The sequence below is a fragment of the Vibrio gazogenes genome, assembly GCF_002196515.1.
GTDB lineage: Bacteria > Pseudomonadota > Gammaproteobacteria > Enterobacterales > Vibrionaceae > Vibrio > Vibrio gazogenes_A.
This window is the reverse complement of record NZ_CP018835.1, coordinates 934932-951527: the sequence shown is the minus strand read 5'-3', so window position 1 is coordinate 951527 and position 16596 is coordinate 934932. Positions and strand designations below refer to the sequence as shown.

Here is a 16596-nt window from a genome sequence, read left to right as displayed (position 1 = left end):
GTTTATGTATCTGGGATTAAAATATTTTCACCTATTTACCATTGTGACCAGTGTCGCTTTATTTTGTCTTCGCTACGGGCTGATGATGATGAACTCTCAAGCGCTTCACCATCGTTTTTTGAAAATCGCACCGCATGTGATAGATACCTTACTGTTGTTATCCGGTGTTGCATTGTGTGTCGTGACTGGCTTTATTCCTTTTACTCCTGAGGCTGCTTGGCTGACGGAAAAACTCATGTGTATGTTGGCTTATATCGCATTAGGCGTGTTTGCCTTGAAACTAGGCCGAGGGAAATTGCTGCGGACTTTCGCATTCCTTGGTGCGCTGGGCTGGGTTGCCATGGCGGCAAACATTTCTTGGACCAAGTTACCGATATTGATGCATTAATACTGGGCCGATATGTCTATGATTGAATTATTTGACGAAGATTTTGATGCGATGGAGCTGGTGGAAGGTGCACTGGTACTGAATCAGGCCATTAATCCTGAAACCCGGGTTACGTGGGCAGAACAGACATTAGTGAAGATGACCCATGAAGCTGAAGCGTATCTGGATGATGATGCTGATCCCAAAGCACGATTTGCCGCTTTTTTACAATTATTTTATCAGGATTGGGGATTTGCCGGTGATCACGAGGCTTATTTTGAGTCTCGTAATGCATTCATCGATCAGGTGCTGGAGCATCGTAAAGGCATTCCTGTCAGTTTAGGCGCCTTGTTATTGTATTTTAGTCATCGGCTGGGATTTCCGCTGAAGCCAGTGATGTTTCCGACTCAGTTTTTGATTCAGGTTGCTTGGTCCGATGAAGAACTTGTTTATTTGAATCCATTTTCTGGCGAATATGTTTCGAAGCATACGTTGCAAGCTTGGCTGATCGGTAGTAAAGGCCCCCTTGCCAAATTAAAGTCGAAACATCTTCAGGTCAGCGATCACCCGACCATCATCGGACGTTGGCTGGCCTTACTGAAAAGTGCGCTGATGCGTGAAGAACGTTATACTCTGGCGTTGAAGTGTACCAATCTGGCATTGACGTTTGTCCCCGATGATCCTTATGAAATTCGTGACCGTGGCTTCATTTATCAGCAACTGGAATGTCATCAAGTAGCGCTTTCGGATTATCAGTATTTTATTGAGCATTGCCCGGATGACCCCGCTGCTGAATTATTGAAAAATCAGGTGAATTTGTTGCGTAGTACAGCCGTAACAATCCACTAATATTGGGTTTATAGAGAGAATACGATGGAACAGAAAGTTGTAAAAGTTGGTGATATTGACGTTGCCAATGACCGCCCGTTTACTTTGTTTGCCGGTATGAATGTTTTGGAATCCCGTGATCTTGCGATGCAGGTTTGCGAGCATTATGTCAAAGTGACAGAAAAGTTAGGGATTCCTTATGTATTCAAGGCCTCATTTGATAAGGCGAACCGTAGTTCTGTTCATTCATATCGCGGTCCGGGACTTGATGAAGGGATGAAGATTTTTCAGGAACTGAAACAGACCTTCGGTGTCAAGATCATCACTGATGTACATACGGAAGCACAAGCGCAGCCGGTCGCGGATGTGGTTGATGTGATTCAGTTGCCAGCGTTTCTTGCCCGTCAGACTGATTTAGTGGAAGCGATGGCAAAAACAGGGGCGGTGATCAATGTGAAGAAGCCTCAGTTCATGAGCCCGGGACAGGTCGGCAATATCGTCGAAAAATTTGCCGAGTGTGGCAATGATAAAATCATCCTGTGTGAACGGGGTTCTTGCCATGGTTATGACAACCTTGTTGTCGATATGCTCGGTTTTGGCGTGATGAAAAAAGTCTCTCATGGTAGCCCGATTATTTTTGATGTGACCCATTCGCTACAAATGCGTGATCCAACCGGTGCAGCTTCCGGTGGTCGTCGTGAGCAGACGGTTGAATTGGCAAAAGCCGGTCTGGCAACTGGCATTGGCGGGTTATTCATTGAAGCGCATCCGAATCCTGCTCAGGCAAAATGCGATGGCCCTTCAGCGTTGCCTCTGAATAAACTGGAGCCATTCTTGGCACAGATGAAAGCCTTGGATGACTTGATTAAAGGTTTTGCAGATATCGACATTGATTAAATTGTTTCATCGGTGAAACAGAACACTCCAGAATTGTAGAAACCATCGTTTTATACGATGGTTTTTTTATGGGGGCTGAATACAGATCTGGCAGCTAATCAATGTGATACGGGCTCTGGTCAATGGAGATCGGCCGTGCGATCACATCATCAAATATTTGTGACCTTAAGTTCATAATCTTATAGTATTCTTTATCAGTTAATGTATAGGGCTAACTTATATTCAGGTCTCTTGAGGTGACCTGAATAGCAATGGACAGCCATGTCAGGGATCAGGATTGGCAGGAATATTATGCGATTATCACTTATTTCAACGCGATGGTTTTCAAATCAACTGTTTTCACATTTTTCAAATCAATGGCGTTACTCGAAAACCATGCTCAGTGCTCTGCTACTGGTGTTGCTATGGGGATGTACAACAACCCCTCAGAAACAGTGGCATCAGGATGAAACGTACCATCTGACGGTACTTCACACCAATGATCATCATGGTCGGTTCTGGAAGAACAGATATGATGAATATGGTATGTCTGCCCGAAAAACACTGATTGATCAGATCCGTCAGGAAGTGGCAGCCGAAGGCGGTAGTGTACTGCTATTTTCTGGTGGGGATATCAACACCGGTGTCCCGGAATCGGATTTGCAGGATGCCGAGCCCGATTTTAAAGGAATGAATATCATCGGATACGATGCCATGGCAGTTGGCAATCACGAGTTTGATAACCCGTTGGCTGTGTTATTCAAACAGCGCCTATGGGCGAATTTCCCCATGCTCTCGGCCAATATTTATGACAAGACAACCGGCAAACGCTTGTTCCGTCCGTATAAAATCTTTGATGAGCAAGGGGTTCGTATCGCGGTCATTGGTTTGACAACAGAAGATACCGCGAAAATTGGTAATCCTGAATATATCGGCAATGTTGAATTCAGAGATCCGAAAGTTGAAGCGAAGAAAGTGATCGCGACACTGAAAAAAACAGAACAGCCGGATTTGATTTTTGCTGTGACGCATATGGGGCATTACGTCAATGGTCAACATGGTATCAATGCACCGGGTGACGTTGCTCTCGCTCGTTATCTAGAACCCGGATCACTGGATATGATTGTGGGTGGTCATTCTCAGGAACCCGTTTGTATGGAATCCCCGAACGTTGCCGACACTCATTTTCAGCCGGGAGATGATTGTCAGCCGGATATTCAGAACGGGACGTATATTGTTCAGGCGCATGAATGGGGCAAATATGTGGGGCGGGCAGATTATGAGTTCCGCAATGGGCAGTTGAAGATGGTCAGTTATCAACTGATACCCGTCAATCTTAAGAAAAAAGTGATGCGCAATGGCAAGAAACAACGCGTATTGATCAATCAACAGATACCAGAAGATCCAGCGTTACTGAAGTTTTTGACGCCTTATGAAGAGAAAGGGAAGGCTAAATTAGAGCAAAAAATTGCCACAGTAAAAGGGCGCCTGGAAGGTGACAGAAATGTAGTGCGTTTTCAGCAAACCAATCTGGGCCATTTAATTGCAATGGCACATAAGAATAAAGTCAACGCTGACTTTGCTGTGATGAATTCCGGTGGGGTTCGGGATTCGATTGAATCAGGGGATGTTACTTATAAAGATGTGCTGAAAGTACAACCTTTTGCCAATATTATCACCTATGTCGATATGTCTGGTGCTGAGGTGATTGACTATCTGAATCAGGTTGCGACTAAACCCGTTGATTCGGGGGCCTATGCTCAGTTTGCCGGCCTTTCCATGACGGTCAGTCCTTCCGGTGTGTCTGACGTGAAAATTGGTGGTTCTCCGATTCAAATGACAAAAACCTATCGGTTTACCGTTCCGAGCTTTAATGCTGCCGGGGGGGATGGGTATCCAAAACTGACTGGACATGTCGGCTATGTGAATACCGGATTTGTCGATGCCGATGTTTTAAAAGAGTATTTACAGACCCATAGCCCGGTTGATGCTTCGTTGTACCAACCGAAAGGTGAGATCACTTATCAATAAAAAAAGTGTTTGACTCGGATTCGCGAGTGATTTTTACTTGAGGCGGCAAATTGCCGCCTTTTCAATTGCTGAAGGTGGCACGTTGCTTGATTGATAAAAAGGACTGACGTATGACTCCTGCGATTCGTTTGGCAAAAAAAAAGAAGATTTCTCATACAATCCATCAGTATGACCATGACCCGAATCATAGCAGTTTCGGGCTGGAAGCAGCAGAAGTGCTCGGGCAGGATCCGAAGAAGGTATTTAAAACATTACTGTTCGCGCTGAACGGTGAACCTAAAGCGCTGGCTGTCGCGATTATTCCGGTTGAGCAAAAGCTGAATTTGAAACTGGCGGCAAAAGCGGCTGGTGTAAAAAAAGCGGAAATGGCAAATCCTGACATAGCACAGAAAATAACTGGGTATGTGGTTGGTGGTATTAGTCCACTCGGGCAGAAAAAAATGTTGCCGACATTTATTCACTCCAGCGCAGAGACCCAAGAAACGATTTGCGTCAGTGCGGGTAAGAGAGGCTTGGAAATTGAATTAGCGCCTCGGGATTTGGCGGAACTGACACGCGCAAAATTTTTACCATTATGTTTAGAGAGTGAACCGACGGGATTGGAATATCAATAAACCGGCACTCATTTTCAACACGACATTTTCAACACGAATAAAAATCCCGGGCGTTGACGTCCGGGATTTTTTTATGGGTGATGCCGTGTATTAGTCTTCAATCTGCGCATTGTCAACGACATGGTTTTCGCCCAAGTCATCTGGCAAGATGAAATTTAACAAGATGGCAACGACACCACAGAGACTGATTCCCTGTAAGCTGAATTCACCGATACCGAAGGCCATACCGCCAATACCAAATACCAAGGTCACCGCGACAATCACCAGATTTCTGGATTTGTGCAGATCAACATGATTCTTGATCAGGGTATTCAAACCGACCGACGCAATCGAGCCGAATAACAAAATCATAATTCCGCCCATCACAGGTACGGGGATGGTTTGGAGTAAAGCGCCGAGTTTGCCGACCAGCGCTAAAATAATGGCAGTCACGGCCGCCCAGGTCATAATCACAGGATTGAACGCCTTGGTCAGCATGACCGCGCCAGTTACTTCACTATAGGTTGTATTCGGTGGCGCGCCAACCATCGCCGCTGCGATAGTTGCAATGCCGTCTCCGGCAATGGTGCGGTGTAGTCCCGGCTTTTTCAGATAATTTTTGCCGGTGACATTGGAGATAGACAGAATATCCCCCACATGCTCGACGGCCGGCGCAATGGCAACCGGAATCATAAACAGGATGGCATTAATATTAAATTCAGGCATGGTGAAGTGAGGGAGTGAGAACCAAGCAGCATTCTCAACCGCTTCGAAACTGACCACATCAAAAATCAGGCTCAGTGTATAACCGGCAATAATGCCACCGAAAATCGGCAGCAGTTTAAACATGCCGCGGGCAAAGACACTGATGAGAATTGTCGTAAACAGAGAAATACATGAAATCCAGAGGGAAATCTGTCCGTCAATTAATTGAACGGACCCGTCTCCCGTTTTTCCCAGTGCCATATTGACAGCTGTCGGGGCAAGCCCTAGTCCAATCACCATAATGATTGGGCCAATGACAACCGGTGGCAGAAGTTTATGGATAAACTCTGCGCCATTGACTCGTATCAATCCGCCGAGCAAAACATAGACGGCGCCGGCAGCAATCAGACCACCCATTGTGGCAGGTATGCCCCAAGCTTGAACGCCGTAAAGGATTGGTGCGATGAAAGCGAAAGAAGAAGCGAGGAAAATGGGGACGGAGCGACGGGTGATAAGTTGAAAAAGAAGGGTTCCGATACCGGCGCCAAAGAGAGCGACGTTTGGATCGAGTCCCGTTAGCAGCGGAACCAGAACCAGCGCGCCAAATGCAACAAAGAGCATCTGCACGCCTAATATGGCATTTTTCATGTTTTTTTCCCTGATTAAGACAAATTTTGAGGATTCTATCACTTATTGAAACGTTTGCCATGTTTCAAAGATGCTATTTTTTGTCAGGGAGGAGCAGGAATATTTGCTATTGTGGCAGGGTTTTCTTGCCGGGAAACCAATAGTTGCTTATGATCGGGACACGATTGTTGATGTATTTTGGATTACTATGCGAAATTTCGCTTGTCTGATTTTGTTATGCCTGACTTTTTCCGGTTATGCGGCAACTCAGGTCAATATTTATCGTTCGGAAGTCACGCTTGATCAAGAGCAAGATGAGTCTCAGGCTCGAATTCAGGGCATGGAGAATGTGATTATTCGGGCGACCGGGGAGCAAGACGCTGTGAATAACCCAGTGGTTAAGAAAGCGCTGTCTCAAAATCGTCTTTATTTGTCCCAGATTAGCTATGGTCAGAAAGATGACCAGAAGATAGTCAAAATGCAGTTTAGTGCCAAGCAGATACGAACGTTGTTGACTCAGGCACAACTCCCTTTCTGGCCGGTGAAACGGGCGACGATTCTTGTCTGGTACGTTGAAGACCAAAACTTTCAGCGTCATATCGCATGGGAAAACGTCGCGAATGCAAATGTTCAGCAATTGAAACAACTGGCTGAAAAACGGGGATTACCTCTTATTGTCCCGGTCGGTGATTTTGACGATATTACCAGTATTGAAGCATCGGATATCTGGGGTGAGTTTCTTCAGCCGATTCGTGATGCGAGTGAGCGTTATCATCCGGATGCAATTTTGATTATTCGGGCTCAGTCAGACACGCTGAACTGGAAGCTCTACGATCAAACACCAGAAAAACTGTTAGATATTACGGTGCCACCAATGAGCGGGAGCTTAAGTGGTGACGACGAACTTGCACAGTTGGTTAATCAATTAACGCAATACTATGCCAAGAAAAATCGGGTGGTGGTTGCCGGGCAATCGTCTCATTCGATGATTCTCAATGTGAAACATTTAAGCCGAGCCATTCATTTTTTCAAGCTGGAACAAGCGCTCAACCAACTAAGTTCGGTAGCGAGTGTTGATGTCATCCAAATTCAAGGGGATGAAGTGACATTCCGGGTGCATTTGTTAACCACTCAGGAAGCGTTTCAACAGGAGCTTGCTTCACTCAATTTGATTGAACGACAGCCCACCAAGCTTGATGCAGAGATGGGAGGTGATGGACAACCCGCTGCGCCTTCTCAAGCAGAGCAACCCACCTCATCTGAAGAGACTGCCGTTGACGGAACACTGAGTGACGAATCATTCTCTGAACAACCGCTATCTGCTCAACCATCATCTGAGGCACATTTGCCGAAGGATGCGACGGAAAAGAAGTCCGTAAATGACGTTGATTCTCAGGCGGTGGTCAATCCATCAGTAGAAATGGGACAATCTTCACTGCAATATCAATGGCGTCAGCATTCGGTGAATCAGCAAACAGATGATGATATTCAGGCCGAGGATTCACGCGACACGTTGTCCCAGCATCAGATCCCTCAAGATACACCGTAACAATCTGCGTTATGAGTATACGTAAAAAATAAAGGGCCATTCAGGCCCTTATTTTTACCGGTAAAATAGCAAACAGATGATAAAGCTTATGTATTTACTGTGGCAGGATTGAGTCGAATTGATAATGTAGCAAGACGCTGCCCAAGTCGTTGTGCGAGTGTCTTTTCTTCTGCACTCAATTGACCTGATACTGTAGCATGATGGCTGGCTCCATACGGTGTGCCGCCACTTTGAGTGGTATGCAATGCCGGTTCACTGTAAGGAATGCCGACAATCAGCATCCCATGATGGAGCAAGGGCAATTGCATACTTTGCAGTGTTGCTTCCTGACCACCGTGTAACGACGACGATGATGTAAAGACACATGCAGGCTTATCTATCAGAGCCCCACTGATCCAGAGTGGTGTGGTTGCATCCCAAAAGTGCTTCAGTGGTGCGGCCATATTGCCGAACCAGACCGGGCTTCCCATCGCCAAACCATCACAGTCTTTTAATTCATCATATGTCAGATAAGGATCAGATGACGGTTCTGTTGACGGCGGTATATCCGGGACGGTTCTCAGTAAGGCTTCACAACCAGCAACGGCGTTGACTCCTCGTGCAATTTGTCTTGCCAGCGCCAGAGTGGAACCATGGCGGCTGTAATAAAGCACAACAATCCGGTGGCTCATAGAATCTCGAGCACCTGCTCGGGGGGGCGGCCATGACGGGCTTTGCCGTTGGCAACAACGATTGGGCGTTCAATGAGTTTCGGATGTTCGATCATGGCTTGAAACAAGTCATCATCACTGAGTGAATCGCGGGCTAAATCGAGTTCTTTATAAATACTTTCTTTGGTTCTCATCATATCTCTGACACTGTGAACATCGAGTTGCGAATAAAGTGTTTTCAGGAGAGCAGGCGTGAGCTCGGTTTCCAGATATTTAATGACCTGAGGCTGAATTCCTTTACTTTCCAAAAGGGCAAGGGTTTCCCGGCTTTTTGAGCACTTAGGATTATGATAAATGACGACTGACATAATGACTCCTTCAACGGATTATTTTTGTAAAGCGAGGAATTGTTCCCGCTGGGTGATGAGTTGATCGATTCTTGCATCGTAGCGGGCTTGCTCCAAACTGCCTAATTTGGCGAGTTGGCTGGCCCGGGTATAATATTGGATCGCTTGATCCCAGTCTGCTTTCAGCGCAAACAATTCAGCGCGTGCGGCGTATTCTTCCTGTTGACTTCCCACATGATTACTGGCTTGTGAGAGTATAGACCAGCCATTCGGATCATCCGGATGATTGTGGGTATAGCGTTGTAGTGTCTGTACGGCACGCTGATATTGTTTGTCCGCCATTAAAGCATTGGCATAGTTAATCGTCAGGACTGAATTATGAGGTGATTGTTTCAGTGCTTGTGCGAGTAATTGGATGGATTGCTTGGCTTTCCCCTGCCCGATATAGAGATCGGATGCCGCATCAAGATAGAAGTTATTTTGCGGATCCGCTTTAAGCAGTCGTTCCAAAATAGGCGCTGCTTTATCGTATTGTTCATTGTCGATATAGACCAGTGCGGTGCCGTAATCACAGGCGGCTTGAATCACTGGGTCGTTCTTCTTGCGTTGGCGTTGTAACCAATCCAGCGCAGCTTTGTCATCAATGCCTGTATAGCGTACGACGACTCTGGCTCGGGCTAATTGATAGTCCTTTGCATAGGGGAGATTCACATGTTTATAGTGTTGTGCTCTGGCCCGGCTGTCAGTGATTCGGCTATCCGGTAATGGGTGAGTCAGCAGCATGGCTGGTGGATGGCTGGAGTACTGATACTCTGCGGATAATTTGCCAAAAAATCTTGGCATGGCATAGGGGTTGAACCCCGATTTTGCCAATGTTTCGATACCAAAACGATCGGCTTCTTTTTCATTCGCCCGGGTATAGTTAATCTGACTCTGGACTGAGCCTGCTGTTGTTGCTGTGATTGCTGCGATCCCTGCTTCAGGGGCCGCAATGGCTAACAAGAGCGAACCCGCGAGTGCCGCAATAGTTGCTGGAGAACGTTTTGCTTCTGCTTCCATGCTTCTGGCGAGGTGGCGCTGGGTCACATGGGCAATTTCATGTGCCATGACGGAGGCTAGTTCACTTTCTGTCCGGGTATGTAAAAATAGCCCTGAATGCAGCGCAACGTGGCCACCGAAGAAAGCAAACGCATTGATTTCACGGTTGCGAATCAAGAAAAAAGTAAATGGTGTTTTCACATCATTGGCATGTGAAACCAAACGGTGCCCTAGCGAGTTAATGTATTCATTTAACACCGGGTCATTGATAATGGGTTGTCTGCTACGAAGAATCCGCATGTAAGCATCGCCATATTGTTCTTCCTGATCAATACTCAGTGTCGCGCCAGCAACCGTGCCGATATCAGGAAGATCATTGGTATCAGCCGAGGCGGATGCAGATAACAATATCGATACAGATAGGCATGAGCAGAGTAAACTTCTGATTGGTAGGCTCATCATATTAATACTATTTTTCCTTTGCAGTCCTGACTATAGGACATTTTCTTCCGTTATTGGTTTCCCCAGCGTACCGGCATCGGTAGCAGACTGATTTTGTGCGATCCACTTTCCGATTCGATGACATGATTAACGGTGGCATACGTTGTAAAACACTATACAATAACAGCCCTATGGTGAGCATCAAGTGAAAGCATGAAACGCTATTTCCTCCCGATTAATATACATAGTTCAGCCTTATCTTCTTTGTTTTATGGTTTAACATCAATGCCAGAAAGCAATGTTTCAGTGATGAGGCAGGCTTTTTCCTATCTGACAATATCAATACAAAAACAGCTTAGAATATTTTCAGATGACATTGGTCTGTGTGCATATATCTGCGGAATGTAAGCAATTCGATAATTATTCTCAACTTTACGTAATAAAAGGACGTCATTACATGTTCGATATGTTGAATCGGTGGTACAAGCGGCGCTTTTCTGACCCCCATGCCGTTAGCCTTTTTGCAATGTTACTCTTCGGGTTCCTGATTATCTATTTTATGGGGCATCTTATTGCACCGCTTCTGGTTGCCATTGTGCTGGCTTACCTGTTGGAGTGGCCTATCATGCATATGGTTCGAATGGGGATACCAAGAACGTTGAGCGTGATTCTGGTCATTGCTGTTTTCGTGAGTTTAATGTTGGTCGCCGTATTCGTGCTGATTCCAACGATTTGGAATCAAGTCGGTAATCTGATTAATGATATTCCGAGTATGTATAGTCAGTTACAACATCTCATCAGTACCGTACCGGAGAAATATCCGGAGCTGGCTGATCTGGCAATTGTTGAGCCGATGATGGATAACATTAAGAATCAGGCTCTGCATTTTGGTGAAAGTGTGGTCAAAGGTTCGTTGGCCTCTTTGGTGAGTATTGCGACATTAGCGGTGTACCTGATATTGGTTCCTCTGCTGATTTTCTTTCTCCTGAAAGATAAAGGAGAGATGCTGAATACTGCCAGCAATATCATGCCCCGAAACCGGAAGCTGGTGACTAAAGTCTGGCTTGAAATGAATGAACAAATTTCGAACTATATCCGTGGCAAGGTACTGGAAATCCTGATTGTTGGTGGTGTGAGCTACATTGCGTTTGCCATTTTGGATTTACGGTATTCTGTATTGCTTGCTGTAGCTGTCGGTTTTTCGGTGCTTATTCCCTATATCGGTGCGGCAGCTGTGACAATCCCAGTTGCGATTGTCGGTATTTTTCAATGGGGGGTTACACCGCCATTTTATTGGTTATTGGTCGTTTACGGTGTGATTCAGACGCTTGACGGTAATGTGCTCGTTCCGGTTTTGTTTTCTGAGGCGGTGAATCTTCATCCGGTTGCAATTATTGTGGCAGTGCTGGTCTTTGGCGGGATGTGGGGGTTTTGGGGCGTGTTTTTTGCCATCCCTCTGGCGACATTAGTGAAAGCAGTTTGGCATGCTTTACCCTCTGGTGAGTTAGAGGATGAATCGTCACAAACCACGTCATAAAATTATAAAACTCGGCATTTATACATATAATAATTCATAAGTAAATAGACCGTATTTTTGGATATTTAAGCGTTGTTTTCACATTTGTCACATTGGCAAGTGTGGTTTTTTATTGTGGTGTCAGAGAGGTTTGCTATGAGGTTTAGCCAAAAGATAGTAGCAGCGTCATCGCTACTCTTGATCGTGACGATTTTGTTGTTGTCCTTGCAACAATTAAGAACGGTTAGAAGTAGCTTTGAGTCCTTAGTTTACAGTAGCTTACAAGAGTTAGTTTCAGGCGTAAAAAGTAGTATTACGACTGATATGCGAGCGAAAGAAGCCATGGCTCATTCGGTGACAGAAATAATTCAATTAGATCCCAACAATCGGGATTACGTCAAGAATGTGTTAGAAACCCCCACGCTCAAATCAGATTTTGTCGCTGTCGGGCTAGGGTATGCCGGTGATGGCGCAGTAATCGAAAATGATGATAACTGGGAACCCACACCGGACTATGATCCGAGAAAACGACCTTGGTACATTGATGTTAAAAAACAAGGGAAAATGTTCGTCACCGAACCTTATGTAGACTTCACGTCGAAGAAAATCATTATTTCTATCGCGACACCTATTTATAAAAATGGTCAGTGGCTTGGCGGGATGTATTATGATCTGGATCTCTCTGGTCTTTCGAATGTAGTGAACTCCGTTAACCTTTTCGATGCCGGTCACCTGTTTATCGTGACTGAGAAAGGGGAAACCATTGCCCATCCGAACCGAGAGTATAATGGGAAGCAATTTACCGATTATCTACCTGGCGCCCAGTTGAAAGCTGGTATGCAGCGTGTGGAAATTGATGGTAAAAACTACCTGATTAACTTCACTGAAGTGCCGAGTGAGCGTTGGTACGTTGGTGCTGTGATTGATGAATCTATCGCTTTTAGTACACTTTCTTCATTAAGAAACAGCTCTATTCTCTATACGCTAGTTGGTGTAATCATCAGCTTGATCTTGCTATCCCTGTTGATTAAACGGCTGATTCGTCCGCTTGGTATCCTGAACACTGCGATTGACGATATTGCTTCCGGTGAGGGCGATTTAACCAAACGACTGGAAACCGATCTGGATCACGAGTTTGCGACACTAGCGATTGGTTTCAATAAGTTTACCGAAAAGCTACAACATCAAATCAGTCAGTCGAAAGAAATTAGCAGCGATATCCTCGATGGTATCAAAACCATTGCGAATCATTCGAGACATTCGGCTGAAGGCATGCAATCCCAAATGTTGGAAGTCGATCAGCTTGCAACGGCAATGAATGAGATGGCCGCGACAGCGTCTGAAGTGGCTCATAACGCGCAAAATGCAGCGACGGCAGCAAAAGAAGCAGATGATGCGTCAAATGAAGGGGCTGAGGTTGTCAGTTATACCACGCAGTCCATCAATGAACTCTCAGCAAGAATTGATCAAGCGGTTGAAGAAGTCACTCAATTAGAGTCCGCGACTACGAATATTGAAACGATTCTGGAAGTGATTAATGAGATTGCCGATCAAACCAATCTGTTGGCATTGAATGCAGCGATTGAGGCCGCCAGAGCGGGAGATTCCGGACGAGGGTTTGCCGTTGTTGCTGACGAAGTGCGCACGCTGGCACAGAGAACGCAGAAATCAACAACCGAGATTCGAACGATGATTGAGCAGTTGCAATCCGGTGCGTCTTCTGTGTCTGCCGCAATGGGCGAGAGTAAAGGGAAGGCGGCTGAAGCGGTCGATAAATCGCATATTGCCAATCAGGCACTACAGCGTATCAGCCAAGCCATCCAGCAGATTAGTGATATGAATATTCAGATCGCTTCGGCTGCGGAAGAGCAAAGTCTGGTTGCTGAAGAAATCAACAATAACATGGTGAAAATCAAAGATATCAGTGGTGAAGTGGCTGACTCTGCCAAAGGAGCAAGCAATGCCACGCAGTTACAGGTTGATAAAGTGCATCAACAGGAAAAACTGCTGAATCAGTTTATTGTTTGATTTGTGATTAAATGATGATATTTAGCGAGCATAATGCCAGCCGTCAGGCTGGCATTTTTACATTGGTAGCTCTCGGTTCTTTTGCCACCGATTGGGCTGGGCGTTTTAAGCGAGGGGTTATTTACCGTTGAGGTAATCCAATACGACTTGATGGTGATCTTTCGTCTTGAACTTGCTAAATACATGCTCAATTTCACCTGATTCATTGATCAAAAAGCTTGTTCTGACGACGCCCATGTTTTCACGACCCATGAACTTTTTGAGTTGCCAAACACCGTATTTTTCACAAACTGCGTGATCTTCATCAGCGAGTAGGGTGAAGTTAAGTGCTTGTTTGTTAATAAAGTTAGTCAGCTTCTTCGGTGTATCCGGGCTGATCCCAAGAATAACGACGTCATGGGCATCTAGCTCAGCTTTTGTATCACGCAGCCCTTGCGCCTGAACGGTACAGCCTGGTGTTGAAGCGCGTGGATAGAAGTAGATCAAGACTTTCTTTCCTTGCAGCTCGGAGAGCGTTACCTGGTTCTCATCTTGGTCATTGAGGGTGAAATCTGGGGCAGTTTGTCCAGCTTCGATTGTCATGATTTTGGTCCTTACTCTCTCAATTTAAGTGATATGGCGTCGTATCGTTAGCGACGTCCTGTTTTGTGTTGTTATATCGTTAGAGTGTGTCTGTTTATCAATAACAAATTTTATCAATAACAAATTGTTCTGTTGGGTGGCCGCACTCTCGTGGATGGCCTGATGGCGGCACGCTTATACTCTCGGGATTTTATACCCTGAGAGTGAAAGAGACTCAAGTCAGACTGCAAGAAAGCTGAGACTCGATTCATCTAGGCAAATATGTCCAGAAACATCAAGCAACAATACCGATAAATCATTTGGATAGATTCTCTTATTTTACTCAAATAAGAGAACTTATTCACTTGTGTTTCTCAGTATCCTTACAGTACCATGCAGTGAGAGTCAACTTATGGAGAAAGACATGTTTTCTGGAAGTATAGTCGCACTAATTACCCCTTTTGATAGCGATGGAGAAGTAGACTACGGAAGTCTCAAAAAATTGGTCGATTTTCATGTAGATGCTGGAACCGATGCGATTGTATCCGTTGGCACCACTGGAGAATCTGCAACACTGACTATTGAAGAGCATGTCAAAGTTGTCTCAAAAACGGTTGAGTATGCACAAGGCCGTATTCCTGTGATTGCCGGAACAGGTGCGAATGCCACACATGAATCTCTGACATTTAGCCGTCTGTTGTGTAATACCGGTATTTCCGGGTTCTTAAGTGTCACACCTTATTACAACAAACCAACGCAAGAAGGTTTGTTCCTTCACTATAAAGCCATTGCAGAAGAGACCGATATCCCGCTGATTTTATATAACGTACCGGGCCGTACCGCGGTGGATATGCAGCCGGAAACAGTTGCGCGCTTAGCTGAAATGAAGAACATTATCGGTATTAAAGATGCGACCGGTGATTTGAGCCGGGTTGCGAAACATCGTGAACTTTGCGGAGAAGACTTTGTCTTACTGAGCGGTGATGATTCGACTGGATTGGAATTTATCAAGTTGGGTGGTCATGGTGTCATTTCCGTGACCAACAATGTTGCGGCAGCAGCAATGGCACAGATGGTTCATCTTGCCTTGGACGGGCAGTTTGATGCCGCTGAAGCGTTGAATGAAAAATTAATGGGTTTACATAAAAATCTGTTTGTTGAGTCGAGCCCGATCCCAGTGAAATGGGCGGCCCATAAAATGGGATTGATTGATGGTGGCTCGTTACGTTTACCCATGACAGAATTATCAGAGCCCAATCAACCGATAGTATTACAGGCATTGGCTTCTGCCGGATTACTATAGGTTTTTGAGGTTTGATTGCTGTGCCAGCATCATGGGACGGCAATCGTTGTACGAGAATTATTGTACGGAACCAAGCATTGGTTTTCGTGTAGGAGTATGAATGAAATTTTTCAATCAGCTGGTTTGTAGTTCACTGGCTGTATTTTTGATGTCTGGATGTTCTGATAGTGCGTTGACACGACAAACTGCAGAAGGCGACTTTGATTATTTAAACGCAAAATTATCCACGGCTTGGAAAATGCCTCAGGATGCTGAATTACAGCGCTACCACAATTATGATATTCCTGATGGAAAATATCAGGGTGGATTGGGGGAGCAAGTGGATATTCGTCCGCCTCAGTCCGTATTGACTTTGATCCCGGGTGTCCGGGTCGATAGTGATAAGAATCAGGTGACGTTCTGGACGGTGCAGCCGCAGCTTGCGGATGAAATCTGGCATGTTATTTCACAGTATTTAGAGCAGCATCAAGTCGCACGTTCGCAGTCTCGCCCATCACTGATCGATACCGCTTGGATATCATGGTCAGCAGAAGATGAAGTGGCACCCGTGAAAGCGAGATATCGTTATACCCGTTTACAACAAGGGAAAAAGTACGGTATTCAGGTCTCTTTGCTGGATATGCAGCAGAGTGGTTCAGCGGCAGAAAAGGCAATTTACATTCAGAATCGTTACACCGTGATCATGGCGAATGCGATTACGATGCAATATGATCAACAGGCTCAGGAAGAAGCGGCGAGAAAATCGCGTCAAATGGCTCAACAGATTGCTGTTGCCATGGGAGCGGATCGAAGTGGTTTGCCTGTAGTGATAGCCAGAACACCATATGACAATATGTGGCAACGCCTGCCTGATGCCTTAGCGAAGATTGGCTTTAGTGTCGAAGATCGCAACCGTTCTCAAGGCACGATAAAAGTTAAATTCAGTCAACCGGACGATGAAGTCTGGCAAAAACTGGATGTTGCTCCTGTTTCTCTTGATGGCGGCACATACACATTATTGCTGGGAGATTTAGGTAACCGGACGTCAATTAATATCACTGGTAAGGGTGATAAGCCTGTGACTGAAGAGAAGCTTAAAGCGTTTTCTACCGCGTTATCGGCATTGTTTCATCAATCGCACTAGACTGTGATTGATG

General features: G+C 45.5%; 15 protein-coding genes. 10 read left to right on the top strand and 5 right to left on the bottom strand.

Annotated features, from left to right (window positions below):
- The first annotated feature begins 4 nt into the window (after positions 1–4).
- From BSQ33_RS04300 to ybaK, 5 genes are all read left to right on the top strand, one after another.
- A complete protein-coding gene (locus BSQ33_RS04300; RefSeq protein ID WP_088133388.1) occupies positions 5–388 on the top strand; it encodes a SirB2 family protein in 384 nt (127 codons plus the stop codon).
- A gap of 18 nt (positions 389–406) precedes the next feature.
- Entirely contained in the window at positions 407–1216 is an 810-nt protein-coding gene (locus tag BSQ33_RS04295; RefSeq protein ID WP_088133387.1) for a SirB1 family protein, read from the top strand.
- A 24-nt stretch (positions 1217–1240) separates the two neighbouring features.
- Positions 1241–2092: a 3-deoxy-8-phosphooctulonate synthase gene (gene kdsA / locus BSQ33_RS04290; RefSeq protein ID WP_088133386.1), complete on the top strand. Its 852-nt coding sequence runs from the start codon at positions 1241–1243 to the stop codon at positions 2090–2092.
- A gap of 375 nt (positions 2093–2467) precedes the next feature.
- On the top strand, positions 2468–4102 hold the full coding sequence (gene ushA / locus BSQ33_RS04285) for a bifunctional UDP-sugar hydrolase/5'-nucleotidase UshA (RefSeq protein ID WP_198298179.1): 1635 nt from the start codon (positions 2468–2470) through the stop codon (positions 4100–4102).
- Positions 4103–4212: 110 nt separating this feature from the next.
- Positions 4213–4716 carry a Cys-tRNA(Pro) deacylase gene (gene ybaK, locus BSQ33_RS04280; protein ID WP_088133384.1) on the top strand — a complete coding sequence of 168 codons (504 nt, stop codon included), beginning with the start codon at positions 4213–4215 and terminating at the stop codon, positions 4714–4716.
- 90 nt (positions 4717–4806) lie between these two features.
- Here the strand turns inward: ybaK and BSQ33_RS04275 are convergent, their stop codons facing one another.
- The gene (locus tag BSQ33_RS04275; protein ID WP_088133383.1) at positions 4807–6048 is read right to left on the bottom strand and encodes a uracil-xanthine permease family protein; all 1242 of its coding nucleotides are present in this window, start codon (positions 6046–6048) and stop codon (positions 4807–4809) included.
- A gap of 103 nt (positions 6049–6151) precedes the next feature.
- On the opposite strand from BSQ33_RS04275, the gene BSQ33_RS04270 reads away from it, so the two are divergent.
- Positions 6152–7576 (top strand): DUF2066 domain-containing protein, encoded by a 1425-nt coding sequence (locus tag BSQ33_RS04270; protein WP_157721350.1) that lies wholly within the window; start codon positions 6152–6154, stop codon positions 7574–7576.
- Positions 7577–7662: 86 nt separating this feature from the next.
- Here BSQ33_RS04270 and wrbA read toward each other — a convergent pair whose 3' ends face one another.
- Genes wrbA through BSQ33_RS04255 form a run of 3 tightly spaced genes read right to left on the bottom strand, consistent with a single transcriptional unit; the run spans position 7663 to position 10073 of the window.
- Positions 7663–8247 (bottom strand): NAD(P)H:quinone oxidoreductase, encoded by a 585-nt coding sequence (gene wrbA, locus BSQ33_RS04265; protein ID WP_088133381.1) that lies wholly within the window; start codon positions 8245–8247, stop codon positions 7663–7665.
- The gene (gene arsC, locus BSQ33_RS04260) at positions 8244–8594 is read right to left on the bottom strand and encodes an arsenate reductase (glutaredoxin) (protein ID WP_088133380.1); all 351 of its coding nucleotides are present in this window, start codon (positions 8592–8594) and stop codon (positions 8244–8246) included. The genes wrbA and arsC overlap by 4 nt, the downstream gene beginning before the upstream one ends.
- 18 nt (positions 8595–8612) lie before the next feature.
- A complete protein-coding gene (locus tag BSQ33_RS04255) occupies positions 8613–10073 on the bottom strand; it encodes a M48 family metalloprotease (protein WP_420070619.1) in 1461 nt (486 codons plus the stop codon).
- A 436-nt stretch (positions 10074–10509) separates the two neighbouring features.
- On the opposite strand from BSQ33_RS04255, the gene BSQ33_RS04250 reads away from it, so the two are divergent.
- Positions 10510–11589 carry an AI-2E family transporter gene (locus tag BSQ33_RS04250; protein WP_088133379.1) on the top strand — a complete coding sequence of 360 codons (1080 nt, stop codon included), beginning with the start codon at positions 10510–10512 and terminating at the stop codon, positions 11587–11589.
- Positions 11590–11724: 135 nt separating this feature from the next.
- A complete protein-coding gene (locus BSQ33_RS04245; protein WP_088133378.1) occupies positions 11725–13596 on the top strand; it encodes a methyl-accepting chemotaxis protein in 1872 nt (623 codons plus the stop codon).
- 117 nt (positions 13597–13713) lie between these two features.
- Here the strand turns inward: BSQ33_RS04245 and bcp are convergent, their stop codons facing one another.
- Positions 13714–14178, bottom strand: coding sequence for a thioredoxin-dependent thiol peroxidase (gene bcp / locus BSQ33_RS04240; RefSeq protein WP_088133377.1), 465 nt, complete (start codon positions 14176–14178; stop codon positions 13714–13716).
- Between the two features lie 403 nt (positions 14179–14581).
- Between bcp and dapA the strand changes: the two genes are divergently transcribed.
- Both dapA and bamC read left to right on the top strand, forming a co-directional pair.
- Entirely contained in the window at positions 14582–15460 is an 879-nt protein-coding gene (gene dapA / locus BSQ33_RS04235; protein WP_088133376.1) for a 4-hydroxy-tetrahydrodipicolinate synthase, read from the top strand.
- Between the two features lie 100 nt (positions 15461–15560).
- The gene (gene bamC, locus BSQ33_RS04230; protein WP_088133375.1) at positions 15561–16583 is read left to right on the top strand and encodes an outer membrane protein assembly factor BamC; all 1023 of its coding nucleotides are present in this window, start codon (positions 15561–15563) and stop codon (positions 16581–16583) included.
- Positions 16584–16596: the final 13 nt, after the last annotated feature.